This window comes from Chryseobacterium phocaeense, from assembly GCF_900169075.1.
Lineage (GTDB): Bacteria > Bacteroidota > Bacteroidia > Flavobacteriales > Weeksellaceae > Chryseobacterium > Chryseobacterium phocaeense.
This window is the reverse complement of record NZ_LT827014.1, coordinates 914,038-932,563: the sequence shown is the minus strand read 5'-3', so window position 1 is coordinate 932,563 and position 18,526 is coordinate 914,038. Positions and strand designations below refer to the sequence as shown.

Annotated in this window: 20 protein-coding genes and 3 tRNA genes; 16 read left to right on the top strand and 7 right to left on the bottom strand. The window is 38.2% G+C overall.

The features are described from left to right. Positions 1-65 precede the first annotated feature (65 nt). The 5 genes from rmuC (at position 66) to B7E04_RS05665 (ending at position 4,538) form a co-directional block, all read left to right on the top strand. Positions 66-1,568 carry a DNA recombination protein RmuC gene (gene rmuC, locus B7E04_RS05685; protein WP_394334765.1) on the top strand — a complete coding sequence of 501 codons (1,503 nt, stop codon included), beginning with the start codon at positions 66-68 and terminating at the stop codon, positions 1,566-1,568. Positions 1,569-1,572: 4 nt separating this feature from the next. After that, positions 1,573-1,998 (top strand): hypothetical protein, encoded by a 426-nt coding sequence (locus tag B7E04_RS05680; RefSeq protein WP_080777764.1) that lies wholly within the window; start codon positions 1,573-1,575, stop codon positions 1,996-1,998. Positions 1,999-2,019: 21 nt separating this feature from the next. After that, positions 2,020-2,868: a LytTR family DNA-binding domain-containing protein gene (locus B7E04_RS05675; RefSeq protein ID WP_080777763.1), complete on the top strand. Its 849-nt coding sequence runs from the start codon at positions 2,020-2,022 to the stop codon at positions 2,866-2,868. Positions 2,869-2,958: 90 nt separating this feature from the next. Further along, the gene (locus tag B7E04_RS05670; RefSeq protein WP_080777762.1) at positions 2,959-3,744 is read left to right on the top strand and encodes a CPBP family intramembrane glutamic endopeptidase; all 786 of its coding nucleotides are present in this window, start codon (positions 2,959-2,961) and stop codon (positions 3,742-3,744) included. Between the two features lie 26 nt (positions 3,745-3,770). Further along, entirely contained in the window at positions 3,771-4,538 is a 768-nt protein-coding gene (locus B7E04_RS05665; RefSeq protein WP_080777761.1) for a TrmH family RNA methyltransferase, read from the top strand. 143 nt (positions 4,539-4,681) lie between these two features. Here the strand turns inward: B7E04_RS05665 and B7E04_RS05660 are convergent, their stop codons facing one another. Beyond that, complete coding sequence (locus B7E04_RS05660; RefSeq protein WP_062650963.1) at positions 4,682-5,023, bottom strand: hypothetical protein; 342 nt, start codon at positions 5,021-5,023, stop codon at positions 4,682-4,684. A 182-nt stretch (positions 5,024-5,205) separates the two neighbouring features. Here B7E04_RS05660 and B7E04_RS05655 point away from each other — a divergent pair, with 182 nt between their 5' ends. Beyond that, positions 5,206-6,372 carry a hypothetical protein gene (locus tag B7E04_RS05655; RefSeq protein ID WP_080777760.1) on the top strand — a complete coding sequence of 389 codons (1,167 nt, stop codon included), beginning with the start codon at positions 5,206-5,208 and terminating at the stop codon, positions 6,370-6,372. Further along, positions 6,356-6,937, top strand: coding sequence for a hypothetical protein (locus tag B7E04_RS05650; protein WP_080777759.1), 582 nt, complete (start codon positions 6,356-6,358; stop codon positions 6,935-6,937). The genes B7E04_RS05655 and B7E04_RS05650 overlap by 17 nt, the downstream gene beginning before the upstream one ends. Here B7E04_RS05650 and B7E04_RS05645 read toward each other — a convergent pair. The 3 genes from B7E04_RS05645 to trhO are packed head-to-tail and all read right to left on the bottom strand — an operon-like array spanning position 6,886 to position 9,233. Then, complete coding sequence (locus B7E04_RS05645) at positions 6,886-7,461, bottom strand: 5-formyltetrahydrofolate cyclo-ligase (RefSeq protein WP_080777758.1); 576 nt, start codon at positions 7,459-7,461, stop codon at positions 6,886-6,888. The two genes, B7E04_RS05650 and B7E04_RS05645, sit on opposite strands and share 52 nt — an antisense overlap. A gap of 23 nt (positions 7,462-7,484) precedes the next feature. Further along, entirely contained in the window at positions 7,485-7,859 is a 375-nt protein-coding gene (locus B7E04_RS05640) for a VOC family protein (protein WP_080777757.1), read from the bottom strand. Between the two features lie 9 nt (positions 7,860-7,868). Beyond that, positions 7,869-9,233, bottom strand: coding sequence for an oxygen-dependent tRNA uridine(34) hydroxylase TrhO (gene trhO, locus B7E04_RS05635; RefSeq protein ID WP_080777756.1), 1,365 nt, complete (start codon positions 9,231-9,233; stop codon positions 7,869-7,871). Between the two features lie 375 nt (positions 9,234-9,608). Here trhO and B7E04_RS05630 point away from each other — a divergent pair, with 375 nt between their 5' ends. Next, positions 9,609-11,135, top strand: coding sequence for a trypsin-like peptidase domain-containing protein (locus B7E04_RS05630; RefSeq protein WP_080777755.1), 1,527 nt, complete (start codon positions 9,609-9,611; stop codon positions 11,133-11,135). A gap of 56 nt (positions 11,136-11,191) precedes the next feature. Here the strand turns inward: B7E04_RS05630 and B7E04_RS05625 are convergent, their stop codons facing one another. From B7E04_RS05625 to B7E04_RS05615, 3 genes are all read right to left on the bottom strand, one after another. After that, positions 11,192-11,647, bottom strand: coding sequence for a hypothetical protein (locus B7E04_RS05625; protein ID WP_080777754.1), 456 nt, complete (start codon positions 11,645-11,647; stop codon positions 11,192-11,194). After that, positions 11,647-12,027, bottom strand: coding sequence for a RidA family protein (locus B7E04_RS05620; RefSeq protein WP_062700765.1), 381 nt, complete (start codon positions 12,025-12,027; stop codon positions 11,647-11,649). Before B7E04_RS05620 ends, B7E04_RS05625 begins: the two co-directional genes overlap by 1 nt. Before the next feature lie 108 nt (positions 12,028-12,135). Then, a complete protein-coding gene (locus tag B7E04_RS05615; protein ID WP_080777753.1) occupies positions 12,136-14,721 on the bottom strand; it encodes a putative LPS assembly protein LptD in 2,586 nt (861 codons plus the stop codon). 53 nt (positions 14,722-14,774) lie between these two features. On the opposite strand from B7E04_RS05615, the gene B7E04_RS05610 reads away from it, so the two are divergent. The 8 genes from B7E04_RS05610 to B7E04_RS05575 all read left to right on the top strand — a co-directional run bounded on the left by B7E04_RS05610 (position 14,775) and on the right by B7E04_RS05575 (position 18,497). Further along, positions 14,775-16,064 carry an N-acetylmuramoyl-L-alanine amidase family protein gene (locus B7E04_RS05610; protein ID WP_080777752.1) on the top strand — a complete coding sequence of 430 codons (1,290 nt, stop codon included), beginning with the start codon at positions 14,775-14,777 and terminating at the stop codon, positions 16,062-16,064. Positions 16,065-16,122: 58 nt separating this feature from the next. Further along, positions 16,123-16,197 (top strand) — tRNA-Glu (locus tag B7E04_RS05605). Positions 16,198-16,208: 11 nt separating this feature from the next. Further along, the gene (locus tag B7E04_RS05600; protein WP_062650984.1) at positions 16,209-16,529 is read left to right on the top strand and encodes a hypothetical protein; all 321 of its coding nucleotides are present in this window, start codon (positions 16,209-16,211) and stop codon (positions 16,527-16,529) included. Positions 16,530-16,596: 67 nt separating this feature from the next. After that, positions 16,597-16,851 carry a 30S ribosomal protein S20 gene (gene rpsT / locus B7E04_RS05595; protein ID WP_034677968.1) on the top strand — a complete coding sequence of 85 codons (255 nt, stop codon included), beginning with the start codon at positions 16,597-16,599 and terminating at the stop codon, positions 16,849-16,851. A 10-nt stretch (positions 16,852-16,861) separates the two neighbouring features. Continuing rightward, positions 16,862-16,933: transfer RNA gene (locus B7E04_RS05590), tRNA-Glu, on the top strand. A gap of 97 nt (positions 16,934-17,030) precedes the next feature. Beyond that, positions 17,031-17,102 (top strand) — tRNA-Glu (locus B7E04_RS05585). A 121-nt stretch (positions 17,103-17,223) separates the two neighbouring features. Beyond that, positions 17,224-17,811, top strand: coding sequence for a Crp/Fnr family transcriptional regulator (locus B7E04_RS05580; RefSeq protein ID WP_080777751.1), 588 nt, complete (start codon positions 17,224-17,226; stop codon positions 17,809-17,811). A gap of 59 nt (positions 17,812-17,870) precedes the next feature. Next, a complete protein-coding gene (locus B7E04_RS05575; RefSeq protein ID WP_080777980.1) occupies positions 17,871-18,497 on the top strand; it encodes an FMN-dependent NADH-azoreductase in 627 nt (208 codons plus the stop codon). Positions 18,498-18,526: the final 29 nt, after the last annotated feature.

Sequence of the window (18,526 nt, the reverse complement as noted above, 5' to 3'; positions counted from 1 at the left end):
CGCATTCTTAAAATTTGACGGGTTTCCGTAAAAGAAATCAATTTTTCTTTTTGTAATTTTGAAACATGGAGATGACATATTTAATTATTGGATTTATTGCCGGAGGAGTTCTCGGAGCTGTTATTTTGTATTTTGCCTTAAAATCATCAACAGTTTCAAGAAGTTCTTATGATGAACTGAATAACCAGCAGATCAGAAATCATTCAGATCTTGAAAATCTTAATCTTAAACTTCAGGAGCTGAATCAAAATATCAGCAGGGAAAAAGAACAGAATCAGCAACAGACGGATCTACTGAATGACCTGAAAAATGAGTACGCTAAAATTTCTGCAGAGCACGCCTCACTGAATTCCCAGTTTCTGGAACAGAAGCAGCTTAACTCCAAACAGACCGCCCAAATTGAAAATCTGATTTCAGAGAAGCAGCATATTTTTGCTAAAAACTCTGAACTTTCTGCTAAAAATGACGGACTTCAGCAATCACTGGATACTCAGAAAGAAGAGATCACCAAGATCCAGGAAGAATCAAAACTTCAGTTTGAGAACCTGGCCAATAAAATCTTAGAGGAAAAAACTGAAAAGTTTACCACTTTAAATCAGAATAATTTAAAGACCATTCTTGAACCTTTCCAGGAAAAGATCGCAGACTTGAAAAACCGCGTGAATGAAGCCTACGAGAAGGAAAACAAAGAACGTTTTTCCCTTGCAGAAAAAGTAAAAGAACTGGCAGAACTGAACCAGCAGATTTCTGAAGATGCCAAAAAACTGACGAGAGCCCTGAAAGGAGAAAGCAAAACCCAGGGAAACTGGGGTGAAATGATCCTGGAAAGTATCCTTGAAAAATCAGGACTGGTAAAAGGAAGGGAATACTTCCTGGAGCATGAGCTTCGCGATGAAGACAACAAAGCCCTGTTCTCAGAATTCTCCGGAAAGAAAATGCGTCCCGATGCCGTTGTAAAATATCCGGATGAAAGAAACGTGATCATTGATTCCAAGGTATCCCTGACCGCCTTTACGGAACTTGTGGATGAGACTGACCAGGATATTTACCTGATGAAGCTTAACCAGCATTTAGGTTCCATCAAAAACCATATTATGCAGCTGAGCCAGAAAGCATATGATGATTATGGAAAATCCCTGGACTTCGTGATGATGTTTATTCCCAGCGAACCAGCCTATATTGCAGCCATGCAGGCAGATCAGGACCTGTGGAATTATGCCTACGAAAGAAGAATTCTCCTTCTGAATCCAAGCAATCTGATCACTTCTTTAAAACTGATTGCCGATCTTTGGAAACGTGAATACCAGAACAGAAATTCTATGGAAATTGCAGATCGCGGAGCCAAACTCTACGATAAATTCGTAGGTTTCGTGGAGAATCTGGAAAAAGTAGGAAAAAATCTTGACCAGGCTAAAAATGTTTATAATGAAGCCTACAAACAGCTTTCTACCGGAAATGACAATCTTGTGATCCAAACCCAGAAACTGAAATCTCTCGGCATCAAAAATAAAAAAGATCTACCCCAGAGCCTTATTGACAACAGCAACTTTTTAGAAACAGAAAATTAATGTCATGAAAAAAAGCCGTCTCATTGTACTCATCAGCATCGTTCTTTTTATAACATCACTGGCTCTGCCGGCAGTATTTACGCAAAAAGGCAGTGAAATGTACGGCTTAGCATGTTTTTTATTAGGATGGGCGGATCTTTCCGGAGACGGAACTTCCTGGCTCGCGAATCCTGTTCTTCTCTTTTCATGGATCTTCCTGCTGGTAAAACAACCGAAGATCGCGGCTTTTTTAGGATTATGTTCTGTAGGCATGGCTTTGTATTATCTTACAGAAACGGAAATAACTGTTAATGAAGCAGGACATAAGTACCCTATCACATCGTACGGATTCGGATATTATCTGTGGCTGGCCAGCTGTGTTACAATGTTTGTGGGGAGTCTACTCCTCTTTAGGGCTAAACCTGAGCATCTGCCTGAGGTCAGAAATTAGATTTCAAAATAAATTACTGACATGTTTTCCTTTGCAGCCTATTCCTATCCAAAGTCCGAATCTTATCAGGAGATTCTGGTTTCCTCTGCTGCTTCGGGAATTTTAATTTATCTTTTCCTGATTATCTTCCAGCCTTTCGGAACGGAAAATTTTCATCATCAATATAAATACCTGCTGCTTTTTCCTTATTCTGTTATTTTTGGATTGGCTTTTTTTATAACAGATTCCATTGTCATTCGCTTCAAAAACTGGAATATCGGTGCCGAACTTTTGAAGGTTACCGTTATTATCTTTCTGGCCTCTGTTCTTTCCTACTTTTACAACACCTTATTTTTAAGCAGGGTTTCACTAAGCTTCACCAACTACCTGTACATGTTTCTTTATTCGCTCGCAGTCGGAATTCCTATTTCAGCGATCTATATCCTGTCCCGGTATATCTATCTGAAGAACCTCCATGAAAAAACCGCCCGGGAAGTTTCTCACCAGCTCGCGGCACATCCCGAAGCTTCAGCTCAAAAGTTCCATCCGGTATTAATTATTACAACAAACAGTACAGAACTGAAGATTCCTGCGGATCATTTCATTTGCGCACAATCCATGGAAAACTACTGCTCCCTGTTTTTCATCGAAAATAATGAGGTAAAAAAACTGCTGATCAGGACAACGCTTTCCGGACTTTTAGATCAGGTGCAGACAGAAGCTATCAAAAAATGTCACCGTTCCTATATTGTCAATCTGGATAAGGTAAAAAACATCAGGGGAAATGCCCAGGGCTACAAACTTTCTCTTTCTGAAATTGATTTTGAAATTCCTGTTTCAAGAGGATTTATTTCACTGATTATTCCAAAACTGGGAGTTCTAAAGGGCTGATATTTGCTGCCCGTCACATTCTTTTGTCATTCATCACTTCCGTTTGTGAAAGGCTGAAACAAGCTGCAATTTTGTTCAAAAATAATCACAATGAACAAAACCTTCCGTTTCTTTTTTATTTTTATCACAGGATTTTTTATCTATTATTTATTTGATTTTTACTGTTTCAAAATGATCCTGAACTTCATAAAGGAATTATCCGGCAGTAAAGCACTCGCTCATGTTGCAGCCTATGCTGTCACCCTGATTCCTCTACTGATCACCCTGAAGATTTTACTTCCTCAAAAGAAAATTATTACGCTCCTTTCTCTCGACTCATCTTTTTTTAAAGGAATCACTCTGGCATTCATCAGTACACTTCCCATGCTTACCGGTTATTTAATTTTCTTTGATCCGGTCAGGAAATTAGACCTTCAGGGGGTATTTATCAATACGGTATCTTCTGCTTTTTTTGAAGAAATAATTTTCAGGACATTCCTTATCGGGGTTTTATACCGTTTTACAAGATTGGGTTTTATTTCCTCTATCCTCTTTGGTTCTCTGCTGTTTGCACAGGTCCACCTCTATCAAAGCAGTGATTTCAAAGAACTGATACAAATCTTTCTTATTACGTTTTTGGGTTCAGTGTTTTTTTCATGGGCATACATAGAGACAGATTTTAACTTATGGACCGCCATATTCCTGCATTTTTTCATGAATTTATACTGGGAACTCTTTGATGTCGCAGACAATGTGTCCGGAAATTGGTATGGAAATTTATTTAAAATCATCTCGATCCTGCTGACTATCGCTTTAATTATCAATTATAAGCGAAAGAATAAAACTCCATTTCAAATTACAGGAAAAAGCCTTTTCATTAAAACAAAACTGCCCTAATCACATATTTTCCATAATTTTGCAGCATGTTGATAGAAAGTTTTCAAAACGATAAAATAAAGAATATCACCAAACTCCTGGCTGATAACAGGTTCCGTAAAAAATCCAAAGTTTTTGTTGTGGAAGGACAGCAGGAAAACGAAAGAGCCTTACACTATGATTTTCAACCTGTAGAGTTTTTTATCTGCGAAAATATATTCAAAGGAAAGCTTCCGGATGCTAAACTTCACTTTGTCAGTGAAAAAGTATACGAAAAAATAGCTTACAGAGGGAGTTCAGAAGGAGTAATCGGAATATACAAAACCAAAGACAGCCAGTTATCCGCATTTGTTCCCAGAGAAAACGCAACCGTTATTATTGTGGAAGGAGTGGAAAAACCCGGTAATCTTGGGGCCATTCTGAGAAGTTGTGAAGCTTTTGGAATTGATGCACTCATCGTTGCAGACGGAAAAGCAGATTTCTATAATCCCAATGTGATCCGGTCGAGTGTAGGATGTCTGTTCGGAATGGAAGTGTATGATGCAGAAAATATGGAAACCCTTGATTTTCTTCAAAAATATAATTTCAATATCTACACCACCCTTATGGATGAGACGGCAGAAGACATTTATAAGAGAGACTTCACACAGAGGTCTGCCGTATTATTCGGAACAGAGCATTCTGGATTAAGTGATTTCTGGATAGGAAAGGGAAAAAATACGCTGATTCCTATGGCAGGAAGCATTGATTCGTTAAATTTAAGTAATGCAGTGGCTATTACGTGCTATGAATCGCTGAGGCAGAAGAAGGGATAAGATGTAGGAAGGGAAGACTGATGATGGAAGATGGAAGTTTTTAAAACCGTAAAAGGTTGTGTCTTTTACCAGCAGATATTAAGACATAAAAAAACCGTCTCACAGGGTGAAACGGTTCTTTTATTGTTAAGCTAATGCCAGAATTATTTCTTAGCAGCGTCTTTAACTTCTTTAGCAGCATCTTTTGCAGCACCTTTAGCAGCATCAGCAGCACCTTTAGCAGCGTCAGCAGCAGCTTCAGTTGTAGCTTTAGCAGCATCAGCACCAGCAGCAGTTGTAGCAGCAGCAGCATCTTTAGTAGCTTCTACAGCAGTAGTAGCAGCAGAATCAATTACTTTAGCAGCAGAATCAGTAACTGTAGCAGCAGAATCAGCTACGTTAGCAGCAGCAGAATCAGTTGTTCCTTCAGTAGAAGTAGCTTCAGTTTTTTTACAAGCAACTAGAGAGATTGCAGCGATAGCAGCTACGAATAATGACTTTTTCATAATAAATTAAATTTAATTTTGTTAATATTGTTTTTATAAATTTTCTTCTGTTCTGTTATTTGAACAAGACAAAGGTAGAACAGATACAAAAGTTGTTTATGAAAAATAATTGTAATACATTTGTAAAATAGTTTTACAAATAAATAAAGCTGATAATCAACAATTTAATTATTTTATAAAAATTGACAGATTTAGATCTATTGCATTTTGAACAGCTGAAAAAAGACGTTCAGACAGAATATTTAAAAGAATCTACCCCTTCTCATGATGATATTTCAAAATGGAAAGGGATAGACATTATCTATTTCCAGGAAGACCTTCGCAAAAAAGCTAAAGGCAACATCAGTGAAAAGTCATTTTACACCTATTTCAAAACTTCGCCGGTCACCAAACTACCGAGAATAGATATGCTTAATTTATTGAGTATTTATGCGGGTTACGATTCATGGTATGAATTCAAAAAACAACACCTTTTTGCCGGAGAATTACTGTCTGAAGACGAAGATCTTGAGGAGGAAGAAATCCAGGAACTGGAAAAAACAGTGTCTTCGGCCCCGGAGCTTCCAAAAACTGAAATTCCTACTCAAAAAACAGAATATCAACCCCAGGAAAAAACTGATTTACAAAAATCAACTACTGATAATCAGATAAATACGCAAAAACCAACAACCACTGCTCCGGCAGAAACACAACCTGTTCCGACGAAGAAAAATTTCGTTAAAAAAAATGCCTGGGCCATCATTACTTCCATTTTAATTGCCATTACGGGTGTTCTGGGTTTTAAAGATGAACTATTTTCGAAAACTTATAAATACTGCTTCACCGACAAAGACCGGGGCGTTTCCGTGATCAACACCCTTGAGATAAGAGTGATTAAGGAAAATGAATCACCACTTTTGTTTAAAATAAAACCGGGACAATGTTTTTATTATTCTACCAAGGACAAAAACATTAAAATGCAGATCAGCGCTCCTTTCTACGAGTATCTGGAAGTGAACCGAAATCTTGAAAATGCCCCTGATGAGGAAATGATAGAGCTGAAACCGGATGATTATAAGATGGCAGCCTATTATTTCTCCACCAAAGATGCCGGAGGAAACCCCGAACTTCTGAAACAAAAAAGGAATCAGCTGGAAAATTTAATCAGTAACAATGCGGTTATTTATCAGGTTTATGATAATAATACCTATGGGATTGAAAGACTGGACAAACAAAAATACATTACACTGGTCACCACACCGACTACCTCACTGAAAAACCTTACGGTCATAGAGATGAAGAATGACAGCAAAGGAAAAATAGTATCTATCAAATTTAAAATTGCCTCCACAGATGAACAGAATAAATAAGTTTTTAATTTTCGGACTCCTTTTATTGGCATTTATTTCCTGTAATAATAAAAAAACCGAAGTAAGCGATCTGGACAAACTGAGAAACAGCACCAATGTAAAAGGCTACCCTGCTGTTCAGATGGACAGCATGCAGGCCATTAATTCCATTACCAAACAGAAAGTACAGGAACTTCTTGATCTTTCTACCTTATATCTTTCCGGCAACAGAAATACTGAGATCGACACTGTTATTTATTCACAAATGCAGAGTTATTTCCACAAACCGGACTCACTTACCTTTAAAAAGCTGTTCAAAGAACTGGACAGCCTGAAAGTAAAATCTGTGAAAGTAAACAATCTGAGTGTTTATAAAGAATTCTATAAAAAAGACACTTTGGATTATGCAAAGTTTAATCTGGAATATTTTGATGCAAAAAATAAATCTCTCGGGACTTTTGAGAAAAACGCACAGTATATTTTGCTTTCTACCCCGATGATCAAAAAGGAGTTTAAATTCTATTTCCTTGATTTTTATTCTTCACCACTAAAGAAAGACAGCACTTCGGTAGGCGTAACCAAATAGTCAAGCGGAATATCATTTTCCCAGACATCATCGATCTTTTCATTGGGATTGAAGTAATTGACGCCGATTTTTCTTGAAGTTGGGGAAATACTTTGGAAAAATGCATCATAAAAGCCTTTTCCATACCCTATCCTGTTTCCATAAACATCGCTGTACAGCAGAGGCGTCATTACATAATCAAAATGAAGCTCCCCGGAATCTTCACTGGAAAGCGGTTCTGAAATTCCCCATCCACTGGTTTCATAGGCTGTATCTTTGTTTATTTCCACTGAAATCAACTTATCAGCGACCACTTTCGGGACAAAAACCCGGATGTTTCTGTGCAAAAAAACATCAATGAAGGCCCATGTATTGATTTCTTTAAACTTTTCAATGGGGATAAAAATATGCACCTTCTGCCCTGCTTCCGGTTTAAAATAATTCAGGAAGTTTTCCAGTATTTTTTCAGATAACAGCAAAGCCTCATCACTTGACAAGGCTTTTCTTTTCTGCATATATATTTTTCTAAGCTCGGCTTTCAGCATAATGATATAAAGATAATCATTAATTAATCACAGACCAGTATTTTATGTCCATCTATATCTTTAAAAGAAAATTCGGTATTACCGTATATCCTTTTGGTCATAGGCTCATCAATTTCAATATCCAGTTGTATGACTTTCTGGTAAAATTCCTCAATTTCAGGAATCCACAGGATCAGATCAGATGCCAGGGGATTTAAATCCGTATTAAAATGAATCTTCTCTTTTTTAGTTTCAATAAAATGAATCTGAAAACCGTCCTTTATCACCATACCATAGACCATTCTACCATTATTCTCCAAAGTATTCACCACAGAGAACCCTATTTTCTCATAAAACCCAATGGTCTTCTGAACATCTGTAACTGCCAGCTGGGGAGCTGAAGAAATAATCCTGGCCATTGCTATATATTATGATAGGATTTTATAAAGCTTGTCGGATAAACGAACCCTGAAAGGAAGCTCAAAAGTGATCTGATCTCCTTTTTTAGCTGTCTCACAAGGACCGCCGTTTGCATAAATTTCAGTCATCGTAATTTCCTGCTCACCGGTTGTGGGACCTGATATCAAAACTTTATCACCTACAGAAAGTTCAGTATTTTCAATTAAAAACTGGGCGATTTTTGATTTTGAATAATAATGTTCAGCTTTTCCGACCAATATCTTTTTCACTTTTATTTTCTGACGGACATCTTTGGTTTCAGCCTTTGTTGCTTTGGCTAAAGTCTGGGTTGACAAATCCCCGGAGTTTTTAAATTTCAGAGCTTCGGATTTTCCTTTTCTGAACACTTTATTCCCAACCTGAAGTCCTTTTCTTAATGCAACCTGCTCTTCCCAAGGCAGATGGATGGTTTCCAGACATTCTGTAGAACATGTGTTTTCCATCGCAGCTTTACATTCATCACACTGGATAAATAACAGATGGCACGCATCATTCGCGCAATTGGTGTGGTTGTCGCAAGGCTTTCCACATTGGTGACACTGGGAAATAATATCGTCTGTAATTCTTTCCCCTAGTCTGTGGTCGAATACAAAATTCTTTCCTATGAATTTACTTTTGATCCCTTCTTCTTTGATCTGACGGGTATATTCAATAATTCCGCCTTCCAGCTGGTATACATTTTTAAAACCCTGATGTTTAAAGTAAGCACTGGCTTTTTCGCAACGAATTCCGCCGGTACAGTACATCAGCAGGTTTTTATCTTCTTTGAAATTCTGAAGCTGCTCGTTAATAATAGGTAAACTTTCCCTGAAATTTTCAACATCAGGCGTAATGGCTCCTTCAAAATGCCCTACTTCACTTTCGTAGTGATTTCTGAAATCCACGACAATGGTATTCGGATCTTCAAGCATCGTATTAAACTCCTGCGCTTTCAGGTGGATTCCTTTGTTGGTTACATCAAAGGAGGCATCATTGAGACCGTCTGCGACAATTTTGTTCCTGACTTTTATCGTCAGTTTTAAAAAGGAGTGATTGTCCTGGTCAACCGCCACATTCAAACGGATTCCTTTCATAAAATCGTAGACTTCCAGGGTATCGCGAAACGCCTCAAACTGATCCGCAGGAACACTCATCTGAGCATTAATTCCTTCATGGGCAACATAAATACGGCCAAGCGCATCCAGTGCATTCCAGGCTATAAATAATTCATCGCGAAATTTTTTGGGATCTTCAATTTTGGCATACGCATAGAAAGACAACGTAAGGCGGTCCTTACCGGCTTCATCAATAAGCTGAGCTCTTTCTTCTGCGCTTAAGGTGTTGTACAGTTGCATGCTATAAACGGTTTAAGTGAGAAAAATTTTTGCAAATATAATCATTTTAAAATTGAGAACTCTACCACGAGTAAAGGGTATGGGCAATGAGTAATAAGATCAGTGGATATAATTCAATTTATTATCGTAACTTATCCATGACATTACGTCTTTGTAAAGCCGATAAAATGTGACATTTTTTCTTTAATAATTTTTTAAGGTCTGTTAATAGCTTCTGTAAGATTATGACATAATATATAAAATGCCATAATAGCCGTTAAATTTTAGTTAAAATTGAAACACAGCATGCTAATTGCATACTTATTTAACATTAAATTTGTTTACGATAAAACAAAAAAGAAAAAAAATTAATAAATAAAAAAAGAAAGATATACAATGAAGAGTACTTTAAAAAAACTATTGCCTTTTGCAGTAGTTGGAGTTGTCTCAGGAGCGACTACCGTTGGGACATTAAAATATTTCGGTGAGCATTCCAGTAACGGGGACCAGTCTTATTTCACAGCTGCCGCTCCCAATGCTTCATTCGTAGGCATGAATACCGGAGCTGTAGGTGATGATTTCGTAAAAGCATCAAAAACCACGGTTCCCGCAGTAGTTACCATTAAAAATTATCAGAGCAGATCTACCAGCAGAGCTTCGGAGCAGGATTTGTTTGATTTCTTCTTCGGAGATCCGTTCGGAGGAAGAGGCCAGCAAAGACAGAAGCAGCAGGCGCCGGACAATATGCCATCGGGAATGGGATCCGGGGTAATCATCTCGCCGGACGGATACATTATTTCCAATAACCACGTTGTAGCAGGAGCCAATAAACTGGAAGTGGTTTTAAGCAACAAGAAATCCTATATTGCAACACTGGTGGGAACAGATCCAAACACGGATATTTCCTTACTTAAGATAGAAGAAAAAGGACTCCCCTATTTAAATTTTGCCAATTCAGATAATATTGAAGTGGGGCAATGGGTACTGGCTGTAGGAAACCCGCTTGGATTAAACTCTACGGTAACGGCAGGGATTGTTTCGGCTAAAGGAAGAGGAATTGGTATTCTTGGAGGTCAGGGAAAAGCAACCAATCCTATTGAAAGCTTTATCCAGACCGATGCAGCCATCAACCCGGGCAACTCAGGAGGTGCGCTTGTGAACGTGAATGGTGATCTTATCGGGATCAACTCAGCGATCCAGTCTACAACAGGATATTATCAGGGATACGGATTCGCCGTTCCTGCCAACCTCGCCAGAAAAATTGTTGAGGATATCAAGAAATTCGGAATTGTACAGAGAGGATTCTTAGGTGTTTCTTCATTAGACCTTTCCAACGATATGCAGGTAAGCGCTTATAACAAACAGTTTAAAACTACCATCAAATCAGGTTCCGGTGTCTATGTAACAGGATTTGGAGATAACAGCGGTGCCGAAGATGCAGGTCTCAAAAAAGGAGATATCATTACGAAAATTGACACGTATGACATTACAGATTTTGCTGATCTTTCCATGTCTATCGGAAGCAAACGTCCGGGTGACAAAGTTCAGGTAACTTACCTGAGAAACGGGAAGCCAAATACTACAACTGTAACACTTAAAGATCAGAAAGGAGGAACTACCACCCGAACAAAAGATGATTTAAGCGTAACAGAAAAGATAGGAGCTGATTTTGATCCGCTGAATGAAAAGTTTAAAACTGAATACGGATTAAACAGCGGTGTAGTAGCTAAGAATGTAAATGAAGGAAGCGAAATGGCCAAAATTGGCATCGTAGACAATTATATCATTATAGAAATCAACGGAAAACCGGTGAACTCACAGAAAGATGTAGAAAAGATCCTTGATAAATACCAGGGGAATGTACAGGTGAAATTTGTGGACGACTACGGAAGAATCTATACCAAAGGATTTAAAATGCCTTAAATAAAACCATTTATATCAACAAAAACGCTGCAGAAATATCTGCAGCGTTTTTTATTTTATTTTGTTTTGTTCATTTTCTCAGCGATCTTCTTTTTCTTATTCCGCTCATAAATAATCTCCACAATCTTTCCTCCTATCCACGAAAAAGGGAAAAAGGTAAGGAAAATGGAAATCTTATAAAACGTAGGATGATAAGGAAACACAATAACATCCAGCATGGCTATGAAAAGCATAATGAAACCAATCAAAATTGCATACGCTACCTTAGCGTACTTCACGATCATCGCAGTTGCTACACCGCCTATGGTAGTTCCCAGCCCGGAAATAAACAGCAGGAATCCGAAAAATGCATTATCGCCTCTCATACTGTAAAGAAATCTCTGCCAGTGCTCAAACGGAGCAAAAGCTTCGAAAGTGATCCATTGCGGAAAAACCCTTATACCAAGAGTAATAATAAGCCCTGCTATGCCAAGACCTACAAGAACCGCAATTGTATTTCTGATAAAATTCATTAATCCTGATGTGCAATCATAGAAATTTCAATATCAACATTCTTTGGCAGACAAGAAACCTGCACGGTCTCACGGGCCGGATAGCTGTCCGCATCCAGATAGGAAGCATAAATATCATTCATCACCGCAAAATCATCCATACTCTTCAGGAATATGGTAGCTTTCACTACATTTTTAAAAGTCATTCCCGCTTCAGTAAGAATAGCTTCAAGGTTTTTCATGACCTGGTGCGTTTCTTTCTCAATGCCTTCTACCAGTTTACCCGTTGCAGGATCTACAGGGATCTGTCCTGAAATATACAGTACACCGTTTGCCATATTGGCTTGGGAATAAGGACCGATTGCTGCAGGGGCATTAACTGTGTTGATTATCTGTTTCATATATGGATATTTATTTTTTATTAAAGATTATACATCACCAACCGTGATTTCATGAAAGTTATTCCGGTTGCAAATATAAAATTTATATTAACAATTGTCAATCTGATATTAGAAAGGTGCATTAGGCTGTGTAAAACTTCTGTCCTTATACTTCAGGGCATCGCTCAGGATATTGGCTTTGATCCCGATAAAGAAGTCATATACTTTGTACTGTCCGAAAGGCACCCAGTTAAAATTGATGGTAAAACTCCTCTGATCTCTTGAAAAACCAATTCTTGTATAAGCCAGATCTTTCGTCACAAGGTCAAAATGCGTACTTCCGTTGATATTCCAGTACGGAGTAAGCTTAATACTTCCATCCAGACCAATAGAAGCAATTTTATTGCCAAGGGCGGACAGACCTTTTGTATAAGCATAATTCGCGTTGATATTCAAAGTCCATGCCTGATCGAAATGGGCATAATTATCATCATCAAAATAATAATTCTCATTTCTCACTTCTCCTTTGGCCGGATATTTTTTACCATAATCTGTTTTCTCGCCGAAGAGCTCACTGCTCAAAGGATAGGAAAGCTGTACATTGAACCCCTGCACACTGAAATGACCGAACTGTTCTGTTCTTATCCCTGTTGTTGCACCCGGAGCAAAAATAATTTTATAGGGTTCCAGGGAAAGACTTGTATTCACACTTAATTTATTATTAAAGAAAGATGACTGTCCGTTGATACTGAATACAGACCATGGATGGGTTTTTGCTGCAAAATTGTAATTTCCTGAAAGGTTTAGAGATTCAAAGATCTTGATTTTCTTCACTCCTGTGGAATCACTCTTGGATTTCACTTTCATTTCAATATTGTTCCCGATGTTAAATCCTAAAGCACCTACAACACCGCTTGAAGGGCTTCCCACAATTCCTTTTTCAAAAATAGAATACGGGGTCAGTGCTCCTTCTGCATTATAGTAATTCTTATAATATCCGAAACCTGGACTTGAGAAATCCGGAGAGTAAGTAAAGCTAAGACTAGGCGTCATCATATGTCTTACAGCTTCTACTGCCGCTCCTTTTTTGAATTTCAGCATTCCGTATAAAGTAGTCTGAAGGCTCGCAGAAGATGAGAAAGTAGAATATCCCGCAACATTTTTCTGAATGTCTTCCACATCCACATTCTTTACAGGATCATAATATTTTTTAAGCGTTTTGGTCGTTAACGCATTGTCAATATTAGCACTTAAACTGAACGTAAAATATTTCGCAACGGTGGTATTGGTTCCTAAGGCAATATTATTTTTAAGTCCTGTCTGCATTTTATCCCACATCGCATTGGTAAAAAGCTCATTTTCCTGGGTACTTACAAAATTGGTCAGGTTAAAACCGGTATTCACTGTAATATTTTCAAGAAGTCCCTGTCTTACTCCCGTTTTAGATTTAAACAGATAAAACTGGTTGATCGCCACATTCATCTGGGGAAGGCGGAGATCTGCAAGTCCTGTCGCAAAATTCTGGGCATAGGATGCCGTTCCGGTTATCGTAACAGGCAGCTTCAGGAACCTTTTTGTAATGGTTACCGTAGAGTTCTGCTGCGTATTCAGAACGTTCTGATTGAAAATATAGTTGTTGTTCAGGTTATTATTGTAAAACTTCGTACTTACAATATCTACGGAAGCACTGAAGGTCAGGAAAGGATTCGCCTTGGTATCCTGGGTATGCGTCCATGCAATTCTGTAGGTACTGTTTCTGCTGTAATCATCCAGACCTTTGATTCCTCTTACCATGGTTCCTACATCCGCTGTAAAGGTTCCGGAATAGCGGTATTTTTTCAGATAATTCATCTGAGGCCTTATGTTCCAGCTTCCTTTGGTGTAAATATCAGCGAGCACTTTAAGGTCAAAATGTTCCCCGATCGGCTGGTAGTAACCAAGGCCGTTCAGGAAAAACCCTACATCTTCCCTTTCCCCGAAACTCGGGATCAGGATACCGGCAGCTCTTTTATCGGAAAACGGAAGGATGGCAAACGGAAGAATCAGAGGGGTCGGAACCCTTTCAATATACATCTGGATGGGTCCTGTAACGATCTGCGATTTTTCTTTGGTTTTAATCAGCTTGATATTGGAAGCCCGCATAAAATAATCCGAAGCCGTATCTTTTTTCTTGATATAATATTCATCGGTCGTATAATCTGCGTTTCTCATCGCAAATACGGAATCGTTATATTTTTTGGTTTTCTGCGCTGTGATTACCCCTTCACTTTCTTCTGTCCGGGCATTATACGCAATGGCCTGCTTTGTTTTGGTATTGTAGCTGAACTCGTTGGTCTCATATTTCTTTCCAGCCTGTGTGGTAATAACAGGTTCTATGATTTTCCCCAGAGAATCCTGTTTTCCCCGGGCATAGATCAGGTTTTTGTTGTCGTCAATAGAGATATAGTCAGCATCGATCTGCATGTCCTGGTATTTTACCTGGGCATTTTTGTTCAGGAAAGTCATTTTCTTGGGAACATCCCTGCGCTGATCGTCTGCTTTTGTACGAAGAATATCTTCTAAAGCTTCCTTTTTTACAACTATGGTATCCTTTTTGGAAATAGTATCATTAACCGCATTTTTAGGCAATTTTTCAGGCGTTTTCTGTGCTAAAAAATTGTTAAAAATTAGGATAATTAAAATTTGTAATATATTTTTGAGGACGGTTTTGGCCAATTTTATTCTATATAATTCAGGCTCAAAATTAATATAATTTTTAAAACTGTAAGATGCACAACCTAAATTTTAAAATAATTTTATCATTTCTCCTTATTCTTTCCGGCACTTTATTTTTTTCACAAAAGAAGTTTACAATCGTTTTAGATGCTGGTCATGGGGGAAGTGACCACGGAGCGAACAGGACCTATGCAGATATTGGAAGAGTGGCGGAAAAAGATGTTACGCTGGCTGTTACGTTAAAAATAGGGGCCATGTTGGAAAAAAACAGAGATTTCAAAGTCATATATACCCGTAAATTTGATGAATACCCCTCCCTTTCAGACAGGACCAACCTTGCCAACAGAAGCAAGGCTGATCTTTTTGTCTCCATTCACTGTAATTCTTCACAGAGACCTACGGCGTATGGAACCGAAACCTATGTACAGGGTCCGAATCAGAACGACGAAAACCTGGAAGTGGCCAAAAGGGAAAATGACGTAATATTCCTGGATGAAAAAGACAGACAGACCTTCGGTTCCTATAATCCAAGTTCCCCTGAATCTCTGATTGCCCTGAAACTCCAGCAGAACAAATACCTGGAATCCAGCCTGCTTCTGGGCGGACTGGTAGAAGGAAACTTTGTGAACAAGGACAAAAGATTCTCACGGGGAGTATTCCAGAAAAACCTGCACGTGCTGCGTATGAATGCCATGCCTTCGGTACTCATCGAAACCGGATTCATTAACCACCCTGAAGAAAGCCACTACTTAGCTTCTGAAAAAGGCCAGAATGAAATCGCAGAAAGTATTTACAGCGCAATCATTGATTATAAAAAAGCCATTGACAGAAAAACCGGCGGATCTTCCATATCTGCAAAAAAACCGGAACCTGAAAAACCGGCGGAGTCTCCTCTGAAAAATGATTTCAGAATTTTACTGCTCAGCTCACCTACCAAATACAATGACGGAGATCCTGCATTAAAAGGACTGAACTATATTCTTCCTATCAAAGATAACGGACAGTATAAGTATTACTATGGAGTCACCAATATGGCTTCTGTAAAAGACATCAACCTGAAAACAGCTAAAGATGCGGGATTCAGAAATGCTTATGCGGTAGGATTTATGCCCAATCAGAAACTGCTGACGGGCTACTACACCATTGAGGTTTACACGGGTGAAAAGCTGAACGGAAATTCATTTATTCTACAGACCCTCAAGGATGTGGAACGCAACAAAGAAAGTGGAGTTTTCTATTATACTTACGGAAAAGTGTTTACATTGGAAGATGCCGTAAAGCTTCAAAAAGACCTTGAAACCAAAGGAATCAAGAACACCGTTATCCAAAAAGTTTTTAAATAATTTACAAAATAATTTTGAAGTTAAAAAGTTAATCATTACTTTTGCAACCTCAAAATTTGGCCTATTCGTCTAGTGGTTAGGACTCAAGGTTTTCATCCTTGCAACAGGAGTTCGATTCTCCTATAGGCTACCAAATTTTATATCATGCCGGATTTAAAAATACAAGAGGCGAAAGCTCTTTTTAAGAAAATCCACTCTAACCCAAAAAGTTACGATTTACAAATCAATGAAGACGGGATTACAGGCAGGGATGATAAAATAAGTTTCAGACTTTACAGAACCGGGGAAAGGGTCGCTTTTGAAGTTACAATTGATGGACTTATCTTCACCAATACGACTGGAGAATGGAACAATGCGATGATCATGCTAAGCAGCACGATCAAGAAAATAGAACGAGAACAAGAGAATTTAAAAATAGAACAAGCAATAGATAAACTCAGAAAATACCTGTCCGAAGAAAATTAAAAATTTTTAAAAATAAATTTGGCAGATTAGAAAAAAGTTTATAGTTTTGCACTCACATTTGAACGATATGGCAAATCATAAATCAGCATTAAAGAGAATTAGACAAAACGAAGTTAGAAAAGTTCGTAACAGATACTATCACAAAACTGCCAGAACAGCAATGAAAGTTTTGAGAAATGAGGAGAACAAAGCTGCTGCGTCAGAGCAACTGCCAAAAGTTATCGCTTTATTGGATAAATTAGCTAAGAAAAATATTATCCACAAAAACAAAGCGGCTAACTTGAAAAGCAAATTAACAAAGCACGTTAATAAATTAGCGTAATAGCATAGCTGGCCCGTTCGTCTATCGGTTAGGACCTCAGATTTTCATTCTGGTAAGAGGGGTTCGATTCCCCTACGGGCTACTAAACTTAATCACTGCTTACTAACCGAAGTGATTAATAAGAGTTGAAACTTATAAAAACAAAAAACTAACCCTGTAATTTATTACAGTTTATAGATGGCCCGTTCGTCTATCGGTTAGGACCTCAGATTTTCATTCTGGTAAGAGGGGTTCGATTCCCCTACGGGCTACAAAACAGGAAAAGTGATTCTATTCATTTTTCCTGTTTTCTTTTTATAGGTATTTTACTTTTACCAATCCTTTTTCATTAAATTTGTGTAACCACACATTCATTCAATTACAACACATCCATTGAACGGTTCACAAAAATTAATTGATACAATATCAAAGCACATCAGCCTTTCGAAGGATGAACAACTGCTTATTCATGGTTTCTGGTCACAAAAAACTTTGGAGAAAGGCGATTATCTTCTGAGAAACGGAGAGATTTGCCGCACGGATAATTATATTATTTCCGGAACCCTGAAAGCGTTTTGCATGAATGCCGACACTGGTGACGAAGAAATTCTTTACTTTGCCATAGATGACTGGTGGGCTACGGATATGGAAAGTTTTCGTCAGCAGGAACCATCCATTTACAACATTCAGGCATTGGAAAAAACGGAACTTTTACAGATCAGTTTTTATTCTTTTCAAAAAATGTTGGAACAGATACCCGCCTTGGAAAGGTATTTCCGCATTATTTTAGAGAGCTACCTAGGTGCGCTACAAAAAAGAATAATCTATAATCATATTTACAATGCGGAACAGCGCTATCTGGATTTCCTGCAAAACTATCCGGATATTGCCGCCAGAATACCGCAGTACCTTATCGCTTCTTACCTGGGAATTTCAGCAGAATTTTTGAGCAGAATCCGGAAGAAAAATAAAATCCATTGAACCAGGTCAATATCCAGCAATATTTAAGTTCAGAACTTTGTCCTATTAAATTTAAAGAAATGAACAAAGTATTGATTATTAATGCAAGCATCAGAAACGAGAGATCATACAGCAGGAAGCTCACCCGGTTATTTACTGAGAACTGGAAAGCAAAGTATCCTGATGATCATTTCACTTTCAGGGAAGCAGGCCTGGAAACTATTCAGCCCATTGATGAACAATGGATCGCCGGGGCTTTTACAAAACCGGAAGATCGGAATGAAGAAAATCAGGAAGCCCTACAGTTCAGCAATGAGTTGATCCGGGAACTGAAAGAAAATGATATTTATGTCATTGGTACTCCTATGTACAACTGGTCCGTTCCGAGTGGCCTTAAAGCGTATATTGATCAGGTGATGCGAATCAATGAAACCTGGAAATTCCGTTCCGGGAAACCGGATGGTGACTATGTAGGGCTGCTTGAAAATAAAAAACTGTTTATTCTCTCCAGCAGAGGCGATACCGGTTATGGTGAAAATGAAAAGAATGAGCATATGAATTTCCAGACTACCTATTTACAGTTTATATTCGGAATTATGGGTGTAAAAGATATCACTGTGATTTCACTTGATAACGAAGAATTCGGAGGTGAAATTTTTGAGCAGTCAAAAGAGGAAATTTTTAAGATTCTGACTGAGGTTGAATAAACGGTACGAATTATAACATCCTGCCTCTA